Below are 20,351 nucleotides of genomic sequence, written 5' to 3'. Positions count from 1 at the left end.
TACCCCTACAAATAAACGGAATAACCATAAAACCATCAGCGTTTATCTGCGTTTATCTGCGTTCAACATTATTATAGTCCGAATCAGGATAACCAGGATCAGTTAGTTTATTAGCCAATGATATGCAATAATTAATATTATTCCCTATTTCCTATTCCCTATTCCCCTATGTCAATTATTGTTGCAGAAAATCTGAATAAATCCTATCCAGTAGCAATTAAAAATCCAGGAATAAGAGGAACAATTACCCACTTTTTTCGTCGTAATTATCGTTTAATTAAAGCCGTTCAAGACGTTTCCTTTACTATTGAACCTGGGGAAATTGTCGGTTTTTTGGGTTCCAATGGTGCAGGGAAAACTACGACTTTAAAAATGCTAACAGGATTAATTCATCCTTCGAGTGGTGTAGTTAAGGTCGGTGGTTTTGTTCCCTTTCGTCGTCAGGAAACATTTCTCCAAAAAATCACTTTAGTCATGGGACAAAAACAGCAATTAATCTGGGATTTACCCGCTTTAGATTCTCTCAAAATTAACGCCGCAGTTTATAATATTTCTGATAAAGAATTTCAGCGTCGCGTTGGGGAATTAACAGAAATGTTGGGTTTAGAAGGTAAACTAACTCAACCGGTGCGAAAATTATCATTAGGGGAAAGAATGAAAGCCGAAATATTAGCCGCACTTTTACACCGTCCCCAAATCTTATTTTTAGACGAACCCACTTTAGGGTTAGATGTTAATGCTCAGGTAGGAGTCCGTCAATTTTTAAAGGAATATAATCAACTTTATCAAGCAACTGTATTATTAACCAGTCATTATATGGCTGATATTACAGCTTTGTGTCCACGAGTATTATTAATTCACGAAGGAAAATTAATGTATGATGGTAGCTTAGAGGGATTATTAGAAAGTTTTGCTCCCTATCGAGAAATTTATGTCGAATTAGCTCAAGCATTACCATTAGCACAACTTATGTCCTATGGTGATGTACAAATGGTCGAAGAAAGAGCGGTAAGATTTATTGTTCAACAAGAAGCATTAACTCAGACTGTATCCCGGATTTTAGCTGATTTAGCAGTGGTAGATTTAACAGTTACAGAACCACCAGTAGAAGAGGTCATTGGCCGAGTTTTTCAAAAAGGATTTATTTGAAAACCCCACCCTAACCCTCCCCTTAGTAAGGGGAGGGGACTGGACTGTAACCTGTAACCTGTCCCCTGTAACCTATAACCTGTAACCTGTAACCTGTCACTTATCGAGTTTTTCAAAAAGGATTTATTTGAAAACCCCACCCTAACCCTCCCCTTAGTAAGGGGAGGGGACTGGACTGTAACCTGTAACCTGTAACCTGTAACCTGTAACCTGTAACCTGTAACCTGTCCCCTGTCCCCTGTCCCCTGTCCCCTGTCCCCTGTTCCCTGTTCCCTGTAACCTATGAAAAAAGCGATTAAAAAAGCCTTAACTTTACTGTCAGTTTACTATGCTTATATGCTGGAATATCGCTCAGAATTAATCCTATGGGTTCTAGCAGGTTCTCTACCAATGATTATGATGGGTATTTGGGTACAAGCAGCCGAAAGTGGTAAATTTGGTTTTCAACCTGTGGATTTTGCTCGGTATTTCTTTGCTGTTTTCCTGACTAAACAAATTAGTGTAGTTTGGGTAATTTATGACTTTGAAAAAGAAATATTAGAAGGTAAACTTTCTCTAAAATTATTACAGCCTTTAGATCCAATTTGGCATCATCTTGGTAGTCATTTAGGTGAAAGAGTCGCTCGAATGCCTTTTGTATTACTTTTATCCACATTCTTTTTTGTTCTCTATCCCCAAGCCTTTTGGTTTCCTGATATAGGTAATTTATGCTTATTTATCTTGACAGCAATTATGGCTTTTGCTTTAAGATTTATCATTCAATATACCTTTGCTATGTTTGCATTTTGGACCGAAAGAGCAGCAGCTTTAGAAAATTTATGGTTATTGTTTTTTCTATTTTTATCGGGTTTAATAGCACCTTTAGATGTCTTTCCTGAAAATATCAGAAACATAGTTATGTTAACACCTTTTCCCTACATGATTAATTTCCCAGCCAGTATTTTGGTGGGACTACCTGTAAATTTAACTAGGGGATTTTTGTCAATTATTGGTTGGTTTCTTGTATTTTTGGGCGCTAATCGTTTTTTATGGCGTAAGGGTTTAAAACGCTATTCTGGTATGGGGGCTTAATACGGTCTTAATTTATTAGGTCTTAGTTAGGGTTTTAGTTTTGTTTAGCGAGGTGTAAATGAAATTGTACAAGTATTAACCTATTTATGATGTAGATTTTTACTTATGCAAAATCGTTCCATTGTCGCACATAAAGTAATTTTTATTACTTATAAAAGGACAAAAACTGACCCTAATCAACAATCTGCTAAAATCAAATTCCACTCATTTTCAGACAAAGGTATCACCTCTATTTCCATAGCAAAACAATCACAAGCTGCGGCTATTAAAGCCTTAATAATTGTTTCTTGATTAATACTTTCAGGAAATTGAATGAAATCAAAAAACTCCTGATTAAATACCTTAACAAACAAATCCCCATCTGGATTTAATCTTATAGAACCATGTTGAAGAACTGCGTCACCTCTGCGTAATTGGGCGCTACCAATGAGTTTAGAACCATCTGCTAAAACCAAATCTGCACCAGTGGCCGTTCCAAAACAATTAGGATTATGAATATAACCGCGTCCAGCCTGACCATAGTACAACTCTATACCAAGCGATCGCCATCCTTGGATTAAAAATTCACAAATCTTTGCATATATTTCTAGAGTATTTCCCCTGACTCCAGAACTGACAACAGAGTAAGTTAAATCACCTTGATGTAAAACCGCTCTCCCACCAGTAGGACGACGCACCAAATCCAATTTTTGGCCTTTCCAGATTAAATTTTGCCAAAATTCAGGATATTGACGTTGATGATAACCCAGAGAAATTGCCGGGGGAGACCAAGTATAAAAACGTAAAGTTGGTAAACATTTTCCCAACTCATGCTGTACTAATAACCAACGGTCTATAGCCATCTGGATAGAACCAGAAGCTGCTAAAATCGGAATAAGTCGCCATACCCGCTGCTCAGGCATTAAAAGTCAACCCCCAGGCTAAAATACTAAAATAGTTACAGCAGTTTTCATGTATTTAAACCACAAAATCAAGGTATTTCTTTGCGGCTTTGCTCCTTTGCGTCTTAGCGCGAAACATAATAAACATAATTTATACCGCAAATACCTACACTTTACAAAACTCAGATTGCAGATATTCATCATTATCATCAGCGATAGTTGCAACGATAGTAATGATCCGGGAAACTTCCCCCGGAGACAACTCTGCTAAGGTGCGTGTAGAAATCACCACCACTTGATTGTCAATAATCCCAAAACGGGCTTCAAAGGTACTAACACAGTTCAATTCTAACAAATAGCGTGTTAATCTGGCCTCATCTTGAACTGGTAGTGTTAGCACAGCAGACCAAACCGTAATTGTATCCTCATCAGTAGTTCCCGTCAACTGTACAAATACTTCTACACTCCCATACTGGAATTTCCACAAATACCCACCCTGGGACGAATGGCTCACCATTGCACTTTGATCTTCCGCTAGAGTATTAATCACATTTTCAATAACTTCTACATGATTAAGCGGTGTGGTTTCTTGCATAACTTGATCAAGCAACTCTTCTGGAGATTGGGTTTCTAGGTAGCTTGCCATACAGATTTTTTTCCAAAAATATAGTTCCTAGTGTAATCTACTATGATGCTACCAGAAATGCCAGTATCTACTTTGCTTGTTAATCTGGCCCTAGCATCAGCGTACATGAAAATCATTAGATATATATTCAATTTGCTTTAATCTTTTTTGATAAATACAAATAAAGTCATAACTATATAATAGCTTATGTAAAATTCGGTCAATCTGACAATTATTTTTTCCCGGTTTCAGACGTTTACATCCAGAAATATTAGATGTAACTCGTCTTTACCAGCATTGGGTGTCAACATCAGGAAAGACTCTCCAATTTGTTGTTTACTGCGTTTTATCAGTTACACACAAGCCTATCCATCCTACTCTAATTGCCAAAAATGCCTTTTGTCTGTTACATAAACTACAAACTACTAATTTGATTGATAAATTTAATCAAATTAATTAAAAACAGTTTATTTGGTATAGCCCAAAAATTACCCGACTTACTTAGTGTTACAAAATGCAAGAATAATAGAAAAGGAGTAATTTCTTGATTTATAGTATCAGGGAATACGGAAATATAAGTTAAATTCTGCACTCTTTCATGGAGTTCTCTAAAAACTCAAGTTGACAACTTGGGGTGATATCTGTTCCGTTTGTTTACTAGGCAATCGGTAAAATACTATATATTCTCTGTCTTCTCTGTGTAATTCTTAGTTAGTTGCTGTTAAGACATGAATCATGGCTATGATTTTAATCTAGCAATGTTTATAGAGTGTTTGACAGCAGCTTATCTATCAATTGTGATTGAGTTTAGAGGTCTTCGGTTCTGGGATAAATCCCTACATCAAAACTGCTCAACTTTCCAACTCACCCTGTTGATATTCCATTAAAACCCGAAACTAAAATTATTGTCTGCCAAATTGCCAAAACCTTAGATCATGAATGCAACATTTCTGGAAATATAGGTTTTGCAGATGAAGCGAGCATTTGGTTTCCAGAAGTTAGATTAATAATTTCACCTTTATTTCATCTGGAGTTGGCATCTTGAGAGATGAACAGTATCGAGCTAATAACAATGCTTACTTACTCTCCAGAACCGACCCTGAGAACCAGCTTATCAAAATCACCCCTATTTGCAACGGTGACGGAAGCACTAGGTAACGTTCCTATTGTCCGCTTAAATCGAATTCATGCCAGTTGTCAAGATCATCATTTATATTTAAAACTAGAATCTTGTAATCCCGGTGGGAGTATTAAGGAAAAAAATGCGGCCTATCTGGTGAATGAAGCCGAAAAACAAGGTTTGTTGCGGTCAGGTGGTACAATTGTTGAATCTAGCTCTGGTAACTTTGGCATTGGATTAGCAATTGTGGGCGCAACCAAGGGTTACAGGGTGATAATTATTATTGATGCGAAAACCCCTGTCACCATGCGAAGAATGCTCACTGCCTATGGTGCAGAATTGGTACAAGTTCCTCTGAGTGCGGCTGACGCTCAAGGTTCGATGCAGGTAGCAAGAATGGCAAAAGCTCAGGAATTAGCCACAAATATTCCTGGTGCATGGTATCCTTGTCAACATAAAAATCCTAGCAATACTGATGCCCATTCCCTGTGGACGGCGCGGGAAATTGAAGCTGCTTTCGGTGGCGCGCCAGATGCTATCGCGATTGGAGTCAGTACAGCCGGACAGTTAGGCGGTATCGGTCACTACTTTAAAAAGTATTATCCCCAAACCAGAATTATTGGTGTAGATGTGGCAGGATCGGCTATTTTTGGTACACCCAGACACCCTTATAAGATGACTGGACTGGGTTTATCTTTCGTTCCCCCCAATTTTGACCCGCAAGTGTTAGACGCAGCTTATAGCGTGGATGATGGTTTAGCGTTTTCTGTTTGTCATGCTTTGGCTAAACAGGAAGGTATGCTTTTAGGTGCTTCCACAGGTGCAATTGTGGCAGCAGCCTTAGGGGATGCTGGTAGATTTACTCAGCCTCAAACTATGTTACTACTTAATCCTGACCGGGGCGATCGCTATTTAGAAACAGTTTACAATACTGATTGGCTTACAGAACAAGGAATCAATATTCTTGAACATTCCCATCTCACAGAAGCAATTGCTAATCTTCTACCTGTACCATTAGATATTGTCGGTAGGAGTCAAGAGTGAAATTACAAGAACCCCAATCTCAATCAGTTAGTTTCGGGACTTTATGGCGGGAATTTTTGCCTTTATCTCTTAGTGATGTGACTATGGCCTGTGGTGATCCGATGATTACCACTACATTAGCTCATCTTCCTGATGCTCAAGTTAACCTGGCGGCTGTAGGTATTGCCAAATCTTTGGCGATATTTTTTGAAAGTCCGATTATTATGATTTTGCACGCTTCTAATGCTTTAGCTGGTTCTCAAGATTCACGCAAAGCATTGTGGCGGTTTACATTATTGGTGGGTGGAGGACTAACTTTTTTATTAAGTTTGTTGGGACTACCGATTATATTTAGTTTTGTGGGTGTGAGTCTGTTGGGTATACCATCAGCAATGTTAGCCACTGTTAGTCAAGTATTATTACTAATGGGGGGTTGGCCATTTGCGATCGCTTGGCGGCGTTATTTTCAAGGATTATTAATTTATCATGGTCAGTCTCGCGCTGTAGCTAAAGCTAGTATTCTCAGGTTATTCACATTAGGATTAGTCCTCACGGGTGGATTTTTCTTCCCCATATCTGGGGGTATACTTGCTGGACTTGCCCTCATCAGTGGGGTGATTGTCGAAGCAGTAGCTGTAACAATTTTTGCTCGGATTTTTGCTGCAACTATACCGCCGGAAACAGTCACACAACCTAATTTACCCCGCAACTTAGCACAAATTGGGAAATTTTATTTACCCTTAGCTAATTCCATGATGGTGGTTTGGGGCGGAAGGGCGATATTAATTAGCGTTATTGCTCGCGCTGAAGATGCCACAGTGGCTATTGCTGCTTGGTCTGCGGCTTGGGGACTGGTTCTCGTAATTGCCAATTCTACCCGCATGATACAGCAAATGGTGATTAAATATCATCATCAAGTGAGCGATAAGCAATTACTGACTTTTGCTATCAGTGTCGGCGCTGCTTGTTCTACCTTACTATTATTCATGAGTTTAACACCTGTAGGCGATCGCATTGTCCAAAGTTTTATCGCTAATGATCTTACCCTGGCTAAAAGCATGAAACCAGTTCTTTTAATCTGTGCAATTGTGCCATTATTAGTAGCTTTACAAAATGCAACTCAAGGTTTTTTAGTCAGTGAAAATCGCACAGGTCACGTCAATCTATCTACTTGGTTAGGAACAGTAACTTTATTAATAATTGCTACTTTAGCTATTAACAAAGGCATGAATGGGGCAATATCTGCCGCTATGGCTATGATTACATCTATGTTAGTTGAAGTTACCTGTTTAATTTGGAAACGAGCGGCAAAATCACAGTAAATGTACTGCCCTTATTTACATGACTTTGTACTTCTAATTTGCCTTTATGAGTTTGGACAATAGCCAAAGTAATAGCCAAACCTAATCCCGAACCACCAGTATTGCGAGAACGATCTGCATTAACTCGATAAAAGCGCTCAAAAATGTGGGGAAGATCAGAATTAGGAATACCAATACCTGTATCTTTGATAGTAATTACACCTTGATGCTCATTAGTTGTCAGATGAATATTTACTTCCCCAGATGCAGGAGTGTATTTAATGGCATTACTAACTAAATTCAACAACATTCGATAAATTTGACTTTCATTACCTTGAATATAAAAATCAGATTGATCAGGAATATGACTAGATAATAAAACTTGTGCATCCATAGCCATAGGCATTAATTCTTCTTCTACATCTGCAACTAAATCATTTAAACAAATTTGTTGTAATTTGGCTTCTTGCAATCCACCTTCTAGTCTAGATAATAACAACAAATCCTGTATTAAGGTTACTAATCTTTTAATTTGTCTCTCCAGTGCTTTTTGAGTTTCTGGGTTAATTGAATTTGTTTCAACAATTGTTTGTAAAGATGTAATGGGAGTTCTTAATTCATGTGCCGCATCAGCGGTAAATTGTTGTAATTGTTGATATGATTTTTTAATTGGCCGCATAGCTAAACCTGCTAACCACCAACCTGCACCACCAATGATGATCATAGAGGAAGGAACACCTAATCCTAATAACCAATGTAAACTATTCATATAATCATTTAATCTTTGTACAGATCGTCCAACTTGTAAATATCCCCACAATTGATTATTGTTGATTTTTAAGGGCATTAAATGTAAATGATAAAGTTCACCATTGCGATTTTTAATATCGTAAGAAGGATAAATTTGTAGATTAGGGGGAAACTCATCAGGATTATTACCAATAGCTGCAATTACTTCTCCTGATAGTGTTAAAAACCTCAGATAATATCCTTCTACCAATAACCCCAGTAACTCTGATTCTGATTTAATAGGTAAACAAGATTGTTGTTTAAAACAAATTCCTGGCAAAGATTTCTGAGTAGTAATAGATAATTCTCCAGGAATTTTTAACTCTGTTTTTAATTGATCTTCAAATACCTTACCAAAAAGTTCTAATTCTCGATCAACTGTGCGAGTAAAAGCCTGTACCATAACAATATGAGCCATATAGCCACATATTAATAAAGTTGTTCCCATCACACCAGCATAGGTAATGGCTAATTTTAACCGAGAATAATTGAATAGTGAATTATTATTCATCTGAATTTTAGATTTTGTAAATATAAGATCCCCGACTTCTGGCATTAATTGATAACTTATTGACAAAATAAAAAAGAAGTCGGGGATCTCAACTATGCGGAAAAACGATAACCAAAACCTCGGATAGTTTCAATTGCTTTAGAAAAACCACATTCTGATAATTTACGTCTTAATAATCTTACTTGTGCAGCAACAACATTACTCACAGTATCACTTTCAAAATCCCACAATCTAGCGCGAATTTGTTCATGATTTAGTATTTGTTGAGGATGTTGCATAAAATATTCTAAAAGTTGAAATTCTTTAGCTGTGAGAATAATTGGTGAAGAATTTTCCGCTTCTAAATTCACAACTGAAAAATTACTATAATCTAACATTAATGAACCTATTTGTAATTGCGGTGGTTGAAAATTTGGTAATCTTCTCTGTAATGCTCTTACCCGCGCCAATAATTCTTCCATCCCAAAAGGCTTAACAAGATAATCATCTGCACCCGCATCTAAACCCGTAACACGATCATTCATACTATCTCTTGCTGTTAATAGCATAATTGGTAATTGATTTTTTTGCGATCTTAATCTTTTACACAATTCCAATCCTGACAACTTTGGTAACATCCAATCTAAAATCGCAATTTCATATCTTAGTGGTATTGTCTGTAAATAATCCCAAGCAGTCTCTCCATCTTCCACCCAATCTACTACATAATTACATTGGGTAAGAGCATGATGAATACTCATTGCTAAATCATGTTCATCTTCAACTAATAATAAACGCATATATAAAATATAAAAACAGTATTTAATAATACTAATTATCGGATACAGGGAACAGGGAATAAATTGGTGTGTACTTCATTAGACTGGGAGACGATACATATAAAAATTATATTTAATAATACTGATTATTAGGGTGAGTCAGATATGAAATTTTGTCCATCTTTTCTCACTTATTGAGTCTGAAACACCCTATAATTTCTGAGTACGATTTTCACAATGGTTCACAAAGGCTTCGACTTATACCAACTTTGATACCATTGCTCCATCTGGTTAATTTCGACCGTTTGAGTTTTAATGATAGACTTAGCCAAATTACGGATTTCCGGCTTGGTAGTTGTTTTAGCAATCATCTGTGACATTTTGACAGCCATACGATGATGAGAAATCATTTGACGAATAAACTCTTTGTCAAAATCTGGTGCATTTTTTAATGTTTCTAAATCCATATTCATGCAGTGCATTTTACCATTCATCGGCATTTTCATCGTGTCTGGTGGATTCATCTGCATCTGTTGACACATATTCCCATGACTTGCCATCATTTCTTGATGAGTCATAGCCATTAAGGGTACTTCCTTACCGTACCATGCCTGATACCAGGTTCGCAGTTGTTCAATTTCGCGGTTTTGGTCTTTTTTAATAGCAACTGCTAGATTCTTAATTTCTGGATGTTGAGCGCGAGTTAATGCGATATCAGCCATTTCTACTGCTTGCTGATGGTGCGGAATCATCATTTCTATAAAATGCTGATCTGTTTGCATCACCATTCCTTTTTTGGGGGGATTAGCTTGTTTAGATGGATGATGAGAATTGTGTTCGGAATTGGGAGTTTGCGCTTGTGTACTACTGATCATCAATAATCCACTAACAGCACTACTACTTAGTAACCCAATTAAACTATAAATCAAATTTTTAGTCTTCATAATTTTAGCTCCTTGAGAGCATGAATATCTGCTATATAAAACCTAGACAAAACTAGAATTTACTTTCTACTTCAACGGGAGCATAGAAGTAGTTATCCCACCCTTAGGGAAGCAAGGTACAGTAGACTTACACGCTGTAACCCAATGCGATAGATTACAATAGATTACAGCAGTTTTCGGCGATTTAAGCCACACTTTAATTACCTTCTTCCTTTGCGCCTACCCTTCGGGATCTCTAAGAGAGATTGCGCGAAACAAAAACCGTGGTTCATTTACCAGAAAAATCGCTGTAATTGCTCTTGCTGATTATTTACTATCAGAAAATTTTTGAAATCAAAAAGCGTCCGGGAGTGTTGCCGTGTTTCCACCCCAGACGCTTTTTGAGTTTTCTCCTCACACACAAATATAACTTATCACTATTTCAATTAAATGGCAAGTACCTTAGACAACAATTTTAGAAATTGTTTTTCCAAGGCAAGAATAAGTAGGTGAACGGAAAAAACCCGACATAAGTAACGAAAAGTAAAGTTGCCCAGAACCTGTTCCCTGTTCCCCGTTCCCTGTTCCCTGTTCCCTTGTCATAACGACAATTTTTAACGCCAACCTACTTAATGTAAAAAGTGCCGGACACCAGTTGTAACCATGAGTAAGCCTAGTTCATTAGCGGCCTTGATAGAATCCTGATCTCGAAGACTTCCCCCCGGCTGGACAATGGCAGTAATGCCAGCAGCAGCGGCAGCGCGAATGGTATCATCGAAGGGGAAGAAACCGTCACTGGCTAAAAATGCACCCTGGGCTTTTTCTCCGGCTTGGGCAATAGCGATTTTTGTTGAACCGACGCGGTTCATTTGTCCAGCACCAATACCTAATGTAGTGCGACCGCTTGTAATCACAATAGCATTTGACTTGACGTGCTTACACACTTTCCAAGCAAATAATAATTCACCCAACTCCTGGGGAGTAGGTTGACGTTCAGTGACAACTTGCCATTGAGTAGGGTCAGCAATGATATCATCAGCAGATTGGACTAAAAACCCACCCGCGATCGCTTTTACAGTTTCTTTCGGTCCAGTCAACAAGTCTGGTAAAATTAAAAGGCGAACATTGCCCTTTTTAGTTAATATTTCTTGGGCTGCTGCGTCACAACCAGGAACAACTACGCATTCCAAGAATGTCTTTGTTAACTCCGTTGCCGTGGCCGCATCAAGAGGACGATTTAAAGCCACAATTCCCCCAAAAGCCGAAGTAGAATCGGCATTAAAAGCCTTTTGATAAGCATCGAAAATGTTGGTTGCTTCCGCAGTTCCACATGGGTTAGTATGTTTAATAATTGTCGCTGCGGGACTGTCGGTAAATTCGGCAATTATGCGCCGTGCGGCTTCCAAATCTACCAAATTATTATAGCTGAGTTCCTTCCCTTGCAGTTTGGTGGCTGCCGCCCAACCTGTGGCTTCACTGCCAGTTTGATACCAGGCTGCCGGTTGGTGGGGATTTTCCCCATAGCGTAAAGATTGAATTTGTGTCCCAGCAAGAGTAAATTCTTGTGTTTGCGTACCAGCTAAATAAGATGCTATGGCATGATCATAACTAGCAGTGTGCAAAAATCCCTTTAAAGCGCATTTTTGGCGAAACTCTAAAGAAACTACTTCATTTTGGCGTAATTCTTGTAAATACTCGCCATATTGGGCAGGATCACATAATACCGTTAAATGGGCGTAATTTTTAGCAGCAGCCCTTAACATTGCCGGACCCCCAATATCAATTTGTTCCACAGCGTCAGCTAAGGTAACACCAGGTTTAGCAATGGTTTCCGTAAATGGATAAAGATTAACCACCACCAAATCAATGGGGCGAATTTGGTTATTTTCCAGGTCTATGATATGCTCTTCCATATCCCGCCGTGCTAAAATACCGCCATGAATGCGAGGATGAAGAGTTTTCACCCGACCGCCTAAAATTTCTGGTGAACCTGTATAATCAGAAACTTTAGTAACTGGTATTCCTGCATCTTTGAGGGTTTTGGCTGTTCCCCCACTGCTGATAATATCAAAGCCAAATTCTTCAACCAAACTCCGGGCTAAATCGCCGATACCAGTTTTATTAGATACACTCAGCAGGGCTAAACGCGCCATAATTCCCCAGATTCCTTTGGACTAAATTACAAACAAAAGAATATTTTACCGAAAGGTTGCTCAGATTGATAATCAACTTGGGGAGTATTGGCAAAATTATGTTATGTAATTATAGCGGGCATCTTGCCCGCAGCACAAGATATAACTGCATAACAGTTATTACCCATTACCTAATTTGCGTTGTAATTGTTTGCAAAATTGATATATTTCCGGTAATCGGCTATAAATTGCTGATGCTTTCAAGTATATTTTGTGGGATACCGCTGGAGTACCAGAAACAATTTCTCCCGGTGCTACGTCTTTGTGGACACCAGTTTGAGCCGAAGCTATGGCTCTGTCTCCAATTTTAACCTGATTGGCAATTCCCACTTGTCCAGCTAAAATTACCCCATTTCCAACTTTTACACCTCCAGCCATGCCTGCTTGACCTGCTATGGCGCAACCAGCACCGATTTTACTACCATGTCCTATCTGGACTAAATTATCAATTTTGGTATTTTTACCAATTCTCGTTTCTCCCACGGTGGGACGGTCTATGGCTGTATTACAACCTACTTCGACTTCATCCTCTAACACAGTATAACCAGATTGTTCTATTTTTAACCAACCTGTGCGGGTAGGAACAAAACCAAAGCCTTCAGCACCAATGACAGCACCGCTATGAATGACGCAATCTGCACCGATTAAACTTCGTTCATGAATGGTACAATTAGCGTGTAAGATGGTGCGATCGCCTATTTTCACTTCTGGATAAATAACGACATTGGGGTGAATTATGGCCAAATTGCCAATTTCCACCCCTTGAGAAATGACGACATGAGGACCAATATAGACATTATTCCCGATGTGGGCTGTGGGGTGAATAACTGCCGTAGGATGAATTTCTGCACTAGGATGGTATGGTTGATAAAATAGAGCGATCGCTTTGGCAAATAGTAAGCGTGGTTCTGTAGTTGTTAACCATGCAATACCCCTGGCCGTTGCTTGGATTTGCAATTTTTCATCTTCTGGTAAAATCAAGGCACTTGCACCAGTAGAATCAATCAAAGACGCGAATTTTGTCCCTTCTACATAACTCAAAGTACCAGATGTAGCTTCATCTATGGCAGCAACTCCAGTAATTTCTAAATCCTGATCTGGTTGTATGGTCAGGCTTTCGGCTTTAACAGCTTCACTAAATTGGCTGATGATTTTACTTAATTTCATAATTATTTACTAAAAAATTTTACAGTTTTTTGTCTCACGCCAAGCCAGAAATAAGCTGTACTGCATTTAATTTGTATGATTATAGCGGGCAGGATGCCCGCACCACAATATCTAGCCATATTAGGATTGTACAATTTAGCTGCGTAACAACTTACAGCAATTTCCTGGTCAATGAACCAGAGTTTTTTGTCTCACGCCAAGGCGCAAAGACGCAAAGGCAGAAATAAGTTAATTGTCTTCTGTTGTTTTGATCATGGACTGACCAACTAAATATGCGGTTGTCCAAGCACTTTGGAAGTTAAAGCCACCAGTGATGCCATCAATATCTAATATTTCCCCTGCAAAATGCAAGCCCGGTACTAATTTACTTTCCATTGTTTTAAAGTTAACTTCTTTCAGGCTGATACCTCCACAGGTGACAAATTCTTCTTTAAATACACCTTTACCTGTAATTAGGTATTCTCCTTGGGATATTTCCTGGACTAGCTGATTTAAAGTTTTATTAGATATGGCTGCCCAACGATCTTCTGTGGTAATATTGACGCGGTTGATAATATATTGCCAAAGACGATGAGGTAATTCTACACCACGATGTAAGGCGATCGCTTTTTTTCCCCATTCGGCTTTTACCGTTAAAAGTTTTTGTCTCACTTCCTCCTGTGATAATTCGGGCAACCAATTGATTAATAATTGACATTGATAGCGGTGGTCATGGAGAATCCTCGCCCCCCAAGCGGAAAGTTTCAACACTGCTGGACCACTTACACCCCAATGGGTAATTAATAAGGGTCCTGTTTGTTGTAATTGGGTTTTACCTGGGAGCAATAACCGTAAATTTACAGAATTAACGCTAATTCCTGCTAATTCCCGTAATTGACTATCTGCAATATTCAAGGTAAAAAGAGAGGGTACAGGAGGTTCAATTTGATGACCTAATTCCCTAGCGATTTTATACCCAGCTAAACTACTACCTGTAGCTAAAAGTAAGCGATCGCATTTTTTACTTTCTCCTGATTTGAGGAGAATTTCAAACCCGTCATTTTTGCGAGTGACAGCAGTTACAGGTGTACCAATGCAGATTTCTATTTTAGCCGCAAAAGCAGCTTTAATCAAACATTCCGCAATAGTTTCCGCTCGATCTGTAATGGGGAACATTCGCCCATCGGCTTCAGTTTTTAAGTTTACCCCATGAGCCGCAAACCAGGCAATAGTATCTAAGGGTTGAAAACGGGTAAATGCACCTAATAAGGCTTTACCACCTCTAGGGTAATTCTGGACTAAACGCTGTGGTTCAAAACAAGCATGGGTAACATTACAACGACCTCCACCGGAAATTAGCACTTTCGCCAAGGGTTGACGACTGGCTTCAATTAAAGTAACATGAGCTTGGGGATTAGCTTCAGCACAAGCGATCGCACCGAAAAATCCCGCAGCCCCACCACCAATAACGACAATTTGCAAGGGTAACAAAATCAAAAATCACAAGTTTCCGTAATATCCATATTACTCTTCATATAACTCAAAGTCATCTTTTTGGGCAGCACAAACTGGACAAACCCAATCATCTGGAATATCTTCAAAAGCTGTTCCTGGTGCTATACCGCTATCTTCATCACCTATTTCTGGGTCATAGATATAACCACACACCTTACATATATATTTTGTCATTTTTATACACCTCAATAATTAATTCAAAAACATTAATCTGTGACAGTTGGGGTTGCTGAATGAGAATGATAGAAAAAGTTAAGTTTGTTTGCTAATTTGGTTTTAAGGGAACAAATTCACCCCAATTTCAGCCTTGATGTTCATAAGGTGGCGATAAGTACCACGACAGAATTAATTATATATTAATTATCTGCTAATTCTTAATTACTAAAGAATTTCAGAGCAAATTTTTGTGTAATTATTTTGTCCAATTACTTAACAACAACTTTCCTTCGACCGTTGACATTTGTAAGAACACTAGTGAAAATACCCGAAACACATAAGTTATGAGTCATCAAAATTTCCAGAATAAATCTATCAAGTTTGCACAAGCATCCCTAGCTGCGGCTGCACTAATGATAGCTTCTATTGGGACTGCCTTTGCCAATGACCAGAATAAAGTTAAAATTGTAGGTGCAGGATATGGTGGTAATGGTTGTCCTGAAGGGTCTGCTAGCGTCAACGTTAGCCCCGATGGTCAAGAACTAACTCTTCTATTTGATAAGTTTATTGCTGAAGGGAATAAATCACAAGAATCACGCAAAAGCTGTAATTTGAGCATTCCTATTCAAGTCCCCCAAGGTTTTCAAATCTCCCTCTACGATGCTGATTATCGAGGCTATATTGCTCCCAATACGAGCGGGAAACTAAGAGCAGAATACTTTTTTGCAGGTCAGCGTGGCCCGGTTTTTTCCAGGACATTTAGAGGCGAAACTGACTACAATGTTCGAGATCAATTAGTGACTGTGGGTGATGTTTGGTCAGCCTGTGGTGATAGTGTAAATATGCGGGTGAATGCTTCAATGAGTGCTAATGGTTCAGGTATAGCGACAGTTGACTCCTTTGATCTCGCCCACCGTGGTTTAGTTTATCACATTAAATATCGTCAGTGTCGGTAATTAATACTAATTCCTCGCTTTGAAAAGCGGGGAATTGACAACAGATTTCAGGTAAATGAGGTATAAGTTTAAGAACGCCACCATCTCTTGGAACAATAACTTAAAATTGCCAATGCGATCGCCCCGAAAAACAGTAAAGTAATTAAACCACCAGGAAAATTAGTAATAATGCCAAAACCTCTGAGTAGAAATAAGGCTACACTTATACCCAAGAGAATACCAAAACCCTGGATTAATTTGCCACTTAAGGAAGATTGACTCACGCTGTTTTCCTCTTAACTCCAATTTACGCGCTGATGCACAAATTATGATCTGATCATTTAAAATCAACTTTAGACTAATTGTCTGCGAAAAATCCATGAATTTGACTGTAATTAAAATTGAGTGACGTAAATTCAATTCAGGACAAGTAAAAAATCCGTTAAAAAGTCGCCAAAATTACTATATCTGCGAGAATATCATATATGTCAAACTCCAATCTTAAAAGTATACCTGATGCCAGCTTACCATTATCAGATATACTCTGGAATCAAGATCAGCAGAGATTATTGATTCAGGGTGAAGTGTTACTACAAACGAAATCCCATACTCACTGGGGTGGTGCTGTTACTGCTTGTATGTATATTCCCTTAATTAGATCCCATGTTTGGCAACAAATTACAGATTACCCCCGTTGGGTACAATATTTTCCTGATATTACTAAAAGCGAAGTTATCTCTAAAGGTGATGTTAAACGTCTGTATCAATCTGCACAAAAAGCCTTTTTATTTTTCACGGCTCAAGTAGAAATTTATCTGCGTGTGGTAGAAGTAGTAGGACAACAGGTTCAGTTTCGCATGGAAAGAGGCACATTTACAGATTTTCATGCTAATTTAGAGCTTAAAGACATGGGTAATGGTACTCTATTAGCTTATACTGTACAAGCTACGCCCCATATTCCCATTCCCTCAATTTTTATTCAACAAGCCATGAATTTGGAATTACCAGCAAATCTCTGTAAAATGCGACAGGTGCTTTGTAATTATAAATAGTTGTCAGTGGTCAGGAAAATACTTTGTCCTTTCCTGTACCACTGTACTCTGTACCCCTGTACCCAGGCTAACCCGTAAACACTTCTGCGGGTAAGCGATTAAAGGAAAGACGCTCATTTTGCACATCTACAAAAATGGTGTCACCGTCACTAAAATCACCCCGTAAAATGGCTTTCGCTATTTGGGTTTCTAATTCCCGCTGAATAGCCCTTTTTAAGGGTCTTGCACCAAAAACAGGATCATATCCTACTTCTGCTAAAAAGTCAAGGGCAGAACTAGATAATTTCAAAGATATTTTTCTGTCAGTTAATCTTTGTTTTAACCTATCTACCTGTAATTGGACAATATGCCGTAATTCCGATTTTTGTAAACTGTGGAAAATAATTAATTCGTCTAGACGGTTTAAAAATTCTGGACGGAAACTATTTCGCATCGCTTCCATAACCCGATTCCGCATTTCATCGTAACGGGTGTCATCCCCAGCTACATCAAGGATATATTGAGAACCGATATTACTGGTCATAATGATGATACTATTTTTAAAGTCCACTGTGCGACCTTGGGCATCTGTCACCCGACCATCATCAAGAATTTGTAGGAAAATATTAAAAACGTCAGGGTGTGCTTTCTCGATTTCGTCGAATAAAATCACCGCATAAGGACGACGACGAATGGCTTCAGTTAATTGTCCTCCCTCTTCATAACCGACATATCCAGGAGGCGCACCGATTAAACGGGAAACATTATGTTTATCCATGTATTCGGACATATCAATCCGTACCATAGCTTCCTCTGTGTCGAACATATAAGCCGCTAAAGCCTTAGCTAATTCAGTTTTACCAACACCAGTGGGACCTAAAAATACAAAACTAGCAATGGGACGGTTGGGGTCAGAAAGTCCAGCGCGAGAACGTTGGATAGCGTCTGCTACAGCGGTAACAGCTTCCTGTTGACCGACAACACGATCATGTAACTCGTCTTCTAAATGTAACAGTTTTTCTTTTTCTGATTCTACCAATTTATGCAGGGGAATACCTGTCCATTTAGAAATAATTTCCGCGATATCGGCTTCTGTGACTTCTTCCCGTAATAGTGATTTTCCGGTTTTTTGGGTTTGGGAGAGTTCGGTTTCTACTGCTTGTAATTGGCGGTGTAGGTCTGTTAATTTACCATATTTTAATTCCGCAGCCCGGTTAAGATCATAGTTTCTTTCCGCTTGTTGAATTTCTAAATTTACGCGGTCAATTTCTTCTTTGATGGACTGAATTTTAGTAATAATACCTTTTTCAGATTGCCATTGTACACTGAGAGTTCTTTGATCTTCCTTTAAGTCAGCCAGTTCTTTTTCTAATCTTTCCAAACGTTCACGGGAAGCAAGATCACTTTCTTTTTGTAAAGAGAGTTTTTCCATTTCCAATTGCAGAATTTTCCGGTCTATTTCATCCAGTTCTTCAGGTTTAGAAGTAATCTCCATTTTCAGTCTAGCAGCCGCTTCATCTATCAAATCAATGGCTTTATCAGGGAGAAAGCGATCGCTAATATAACGATTAGATAAAGTAGCCGCAGCCACAAGAGAACTATCAGAAATTCTCACCCCATGATGAACTTCATAACGTTCTTTCAAACCGCGTAAAATGGAAATTGTATCAACCACATTAGGCTGATCTACATAAACTTGTTGAAAGCGTCTTTCTAAAGCCGCGTCCTTTTCCAAATATTTGCGGTATTCATCCAAAGTTGTCGCCCCAATACAGCGTAACTCACCTCGCGCCAACATCGGTTTTAATAAATTCCCCGCATCCATCGCCCCTTGGGTAGCACCAGCACCAACAACGGTATGAATTTCATCAATAAATAAGACAATATTGCCACCAGATTCTGTGACTTCCTTTAATACGGCCTTGAGACGTTCCTCAAATTCACCTCGGAATTTAGCCCCCGCAATTAAAGCCCCCATGTCCAAACTAATCAGTTTACGATCTTTGAGAGATTGGGGAACATCACCCGCAACTATGCGCTGTGCCAAACCTTCCGCAATTGCAGTTTTCCCCACCCCAGGTTCACCAATTAAAACCGGGTTATTTTTGGTTCTACGGGAGAGAATTTGTACCGTACGTCTAATTTCATCATCACGACCGATTACGGGGTCTAGTTGACCTTTGCGGGCGGCTTCCGTGAGATCCCGTCCGTACTTCTCTAGTGATTGATATTTACCTTCTGGATTTTGGTCAGTCACCTTTTGTTTCCCCCGAATTTCTTTGATAATATTTTTGAGTTTGTTTTCATCTAAACCAAATTCTTGACACAGACCCTTGCCAAAACGGTCATCTTTGGCGTAACCTAGTAATAAATGTTCAATAGAAATAAATTCGTCTTTAAATTCTTGACGATATTTTTCTGCCCGGTCTAACAATGTATCTAAACTGCGTCCTAAATATACGGAAGTGCTAGAACCGGATACCTTGGGTTGACGTTGAATGAATTGATCAGTACGATCACGGACTTTTTGCAGGTTTGCCCCGGCTTTGGTGAAAATCGCACTGGCCAGTCCTTCCTGTTCCAGTAACCCTTTCATCAAATGTTCACTTTCTAATTGCTGTTGCTGATACTGTTTGGCTACATCGGGGGTGTGAGCGATCGCTTCCCAGGCTTTTTCTGTAAATTGATTGGGGTTAGTTGGCTGCATAAGCTTTTAGAATAACAAACTACTGTTTAATAGGATCATTGTAAAAATATTTGGCAGAATAGCTAGATCGGTCTTCACATCTTTAAAATGTAGTATTATTGCCCAATCTGGAGTAATAAGTTGTCAGTTGTCAGTTGTTAGTTGTCAGTGTTTTTTATCTATTCCCTATTCCCTATTCCCTATTCCCTATTCCCTATTCCCTGTTCCCTGTTCCCTGTTCCCTGTTCCCTGTTCCCTGTTCCCTGTTCCCTGTTCCCTGTTCCCCTTTTTGTAATTAAAACTTAATTACCAGATTGGACTTGTAGGTTTTTCAGAGGTGGATTTTTCCAATCTAAAGGATTTAATTATCGTGTCTTCCACAGTTTTCGCAAACTCTGGATAGGATTTATCTTCAGCGCGATAGGTGAGCTTGTCCTAAGTTGACAATTTAATAGACAAACCTGTACACTCATAGACACACCTATGAGTGACTTTATGTTTAAACCTCATGAATTTGCTAAAAAAATCGGAGTTTCAGT

Annotated in this window: 17 protein-coding genes; 6 read left to right on the top strand and 11 right to left on the bottom strand. The window is 38.8% G+C overall.

Translation table 11 applies throughout. From position 1 onward, the window contains the following. Positions 1 to 168: 168 nt before the first annotated feature. Together H6G25_RS16925 and H6G25_RS16920 are read left to right on the top strand one after the other, a co-directional pair. Positions 169 to 1,149 (top strand): ATP-binding cassette domain-containing protein, encoded by a 981-nt coding sequence (locus H6G25_RS16925; protein ID WP_190393496.1) that lies wholly within the window; start codon positions 169 to 171, stop codon positions 1,147 to 1,149. Positions 1,150 to 1,431: 282 nt separating this feature from the next. Beyond that, positions 1,432 to 2,220: an ABC-2 family transporter protein gene (locus H6G25_RS16920; protein WP_190393495.1), complete on the top strand. Its 789-nt coding sequence runs from the start codon at positions 1,432 to 1,434 to the stop codon at positions 2,218 to 2,220. Between the two features lie 176 nt (positions 2,221 to 2,396). Here the strand turns inward: H6G25_RS16920 and H6G25_RS16915 are convergent, their stop codons facing one another. Further along, positions 2,397 to 3,122, bottom strand: a complete 726-nt coding sequence (locus tag H6G25_RS16915; RefSeq protein WP_190393494.1) for a biotin/lipoate A/B protein ligase family protein — start codon at positions 3,120 to 3,122, stop codon at positions 2,397 to 2,399. Between the two features lie 145 nt (positions 3,123 to 3,267). After that, a complete protein-coding gene (locus H6G25_RS16910) occupies positions 3,268 to 3,747 on the bottom strand; it encodes a YbjN domain-containing protein (protein WP_190393493.1) in 480 nt (159 codons plus the stop codon). Positions 3,748 to 4,798: 1,051 nt separating this feature from the next. Between H6G25_RS16910 and H6G25_RS16905 the strand changes: the two genes are divergently transcribed. Then, positions 4,799 to 5,890 carry a cysteine synthase family protein gene (locus H6G25_RS16905; protein WP_190393492.1) on the top strand — a complete coding sequence of 364 codons (1,092 nt, stop codon included), beginning with the start codon at positions 4,799 to 4,801 and terminating at the stop codon, positions 5,888 to 5,890. After that, complete coding sequence (locus H6G25_RS16900) at positions 5,887 to 7,191, top strand: hypothetical protein (RefSeq protein ID WP_190393491.1); 1,305 nt, start codon at positions 5,887 to 5,889, stop codon at positions 7,189 to 7,191. Before H6G25_RS16905 ends, H6G25_RS16900 begins: the two co-directional genes overlap by 4 nt. Here the strand turns inward: H6G25_RS16900 and rppB are convergent. The 7 genes from rppB to rd all read right to left on the bottom strand — a co-directional run bounded on the left by rppB (position 7,151) and on the right by rd (position 15,178). Then, positions 7,151 to 8,470: a two-component system sensor histidine kinase RppB gene (gene rppB, locus H6G25_RS16895; RefSeq protein WP_190393490.1), complete on the bottom strand. Its 1,320-nt coding sequence runs from the start codon at positions 8,468 to 8,470 to the stop codon at positions 7,151 to 7,153. The two genes, H6G25_RS16900 and rppB, sit on opposite strands and share 41 nt — an antisense overlap. 92 nt (positions 8,471 to 8,562) lie before the next feature. Beyond that, on the bottom strand, positions 8,563 to 9,249 hold the full coding sequence (gene rppA / locus H6G25_RS16890; RefSeq protein WP_190393489.1) for a two-component system response regulator RppA: 687 nt from the start codon (positions 9,247 to 9,249) through the stop codon (positions 8,563 to 8,565). 221 nt (positions 9,250 to 9,470) lie between these two features. Then, complete coding sequence (locus H6G25_RS16885) at positions 9,471 to 10,172, bottom strand: DUF305 domain-containing protein (RefSeq protein ID WP_190393488.1); 702 nt, start codon at positions 10,170 to 10,172, stop codon at positions 9,471 to 9,473. Between the two features lie 608 nt (positions 10,173 to 10,780). After that, positions 10,781 to 12,304: a bifunctional phosphoribosylaminoimidazolecarboxamide formyltransferase/IMP cyclohydrolase gene (purH, locus tag H6G25_RS16880; RefSeq protein ID WP_190393487.1), complete on the bottom strand. Its 1,524-nt coding sequence runs from the start codon at positions 12,302 to 12,304 to the stop codon at positions 10,781 to 10,783. Between the two features lie 159 nt (positions 12,305 to 12,463). Further along, the gene (gene lpxD, locus H6G25_RS16875) at positions 12,464 to 13,510 is read right to left on the bottom strand and encodes a UDP-3-O-(3-hydroxymyristoyl)glucosamine N-acyltransferase (RefSeq protein ID WP_190393486.1); all 1,047 of its coding nucleotides are present in this window, start codon (positions 13,508 to 13,510) and stop codon (positions 12,464 to 12,466) included. A 228-nt stretch (positions 13,511 to 13,738) separates the two neighbouring features. Continuing rightward, positions 13,739 to 14,980, bottom strand: coding sequence for an NAD(P)/FAD-dependent oxidoreductase (locus tag H6G25_RS16870; RefSeq protein ID WP_190393485.1), 1,242 nt, complete (start codon positions 14,978 to 14,980; stop codon positions 13,739 to 13,741). A 33-nt stretch (positions 14,981 to 15,013) separates the two neighbouring features. After that, entirely contained in the window at positions 15,014 to 15,178 is a 165-nt protein-coding gene (rd, locus tag H6G25_RS16865; RefSeq protein WP_190393484.1) for a rubredoxin, read from the bottom strand. Positions 15,179 to 15,504: 326 nt separating this feature from the next. Between rd and H6G25_RS16860 the strand changes: the two genes are divergently transcribed. Continuing rightward, positions 15,505 to 16,116 carry a DUF4360 domain-containing protein gene (locus H6G25_RS16860; protein ID WP_190393483.1) on the top strand — a complete coding sequence of 204 codons (612 nt, stop codon included), beginning with the start codon at positions 15,505 to 15,507 and terminating at the stop codon, positions 16,114 to 16,116. A gap of 68 nt (positions 16,117 to 16,184) precedes the next feature. On the opposite strand, the gene H6G25_RS16855 is transcribed toward H6G25_RS16860, so the two are convergent. After that, a complete protein-coding gene (locus tag H6G25_RS16855; RefSeq protein ID WP_190393482.1) occupies positions 16,185 to 16,379 on the bottom strand; it encodes a hypothetical protein in 195 nt (64 codons plus the stop codon). A gap of 201 nt (positions 16,380 to 16,580) precedes the next feature. Between H6G25_RS16855 and H6G25_RS16850 the strand changes: the two genes are divergently transcribed. Beyond that, positions 16,581 to 17,147 (top strand): SRPBCC family protein, encoded by a 567-nt coding sequence (locus H6G25_RS16850; protein WP_028090073.1) that lies wholly within the window; start codon positions 16,581 to 16,583, stop codon positions 17,145 to 17,147. Positions 17,148 to 17,214: 67 nt separating this feature from the next. Here H6G25_RS16850 and clpB read toward each other — a convergent pair whose 3' ends face one another. Beyond that, positions 17,215 to 19,833 (bottom strand): ATP-dependent chaperone ClpB, encoded by a 2,619-nt coding sequence (gene clpB / locus H6G25_RS16845; protein WP_190393481.1) that lies wholly within the window; start codon positions 19,831 to 19,833, stop codon positions 17,215 to 17,217. Between the last annotated feature and the right edge of the window lie 518 nt (positions 19,834 to 20,351).

Source organism: Dolichospermum sp. FACHB-1091 (assembly GCF_014697585.1).
In the GTDB taxonomy this organism is placed as follows: domain Bacteria; phylum Cyanobacteriota; class Cyanobacteriia; order Cyanobacteriales; family Nostocaceae; genus Dolichospermum.
The sequence above is the reverse complement of the archived record's forward strand: the minus strand, read 5'-3'. Positions and strand labels throughout refer to the sequence as shown.

What these genes read in the sequence shown, in the direction of transcription:
- H6G25_RS16925 (WP_190393496.1), top strand. Translation starts at nt 169, where the DNA reads ATGTCAATTATTGTTGCAGAAAATCTGAATAAATCCTATCCAGTAGCA.
- H6G25_RS16920 (WP_190393495.1), top strand. Translation starts at nt 1,432, where the DNA reads ATGAAAAAAGCGATTAAAAAAGCCTTAACTTTACTGTCAGTTTACTAT.
- H6G25_RS16915 (WP_190393494.1), bottom strand. Translation starts at nt 3,122, where the DNA reads ATGCCTGAGCAGCGGGTATGGCGACTTATTCCGATTTTAGCAGCTTCT.
- H6G25_RS16910 (WP_190393493.1), bottom strand. Translation starts at nt 3,747, where the DNA reads ATGGCAAGCTACCTAGAAACCCAATCTCCAGAAGAGTTGCTTGATCAA.
- H6G25_RS16905 (WP_190393492.1), top strand. Translation starts at nt 4,799, where the DNA reads ATGCTTACTTACTCTCCAGAACCGACCCTGAGAACCAGCTTATCAAAA.
- rppB (WP_190393490.1), bottom strand. Translation starts at nt 8,470, where the DNA reads ATGAATAATAATTCACTATTCAATTATTCTCGGTTAAAATTAGCCATT.
- rppA (WP_190393489.1), bottom strand. Translation starts at nt 9,249, where the DNA reads ATGCGTTTATTATTAGTTGAAGATGAACATGATTTAGCAATGAGTATT.
- H6G25_RS16885 (WP_190393488.1), bottom strand. Translation starts at nt 10,172, where the DNA reads ATGAAGACTAAAAATTTGATTTATAGTTTAATTGGGTTACTAAGTAGT.
- purH (WP_190393487.1), bottom strand. Translation starts at nt 12,304, where the DNA reads ATGGCGCGTTTAGCCCTGCTGAGTGTATCTAATAAAACTGGTATCGGC.
- lpxD (WP_190393486.1), bottom strand. Translation starts at nt 13,510, where the DNA reads ATGAAATTAAGTAAAATCATCAGCCAATTTAGTGAAGCTGTTAAAGCC.
- rd (WP_190393484.1), bottom strand. Translation starts at nt 15,178, where the DNA reads ATGACAAAATATATATGTAAGGTGTGTGGTTATATCTATGACCCAGAA.
- H6G25_RS16860 (WP_190393483.1), top strand. Translation starts at nt 15,505, where the DNA reads ATGAGTCATCAAAATTTCCAGAATAAATCTATCAAGTTTGCACAAGCA.
- H6G25_RS16850 (WP_028090073.1), top strand. Translation starts at nt 16,581, where the DNA reads ATGTCAAACTCCAATCTTAAAAGTATACCTGATGCCAGCTTACCATTA.
- clpB (WP_190393481.1), bottom strand. Translation starts at nt 19,833, where the DNA reads ATGCAGCCAACTAACCCCAATCAATTTACAGAAAAAGCCTGGGAAGCG.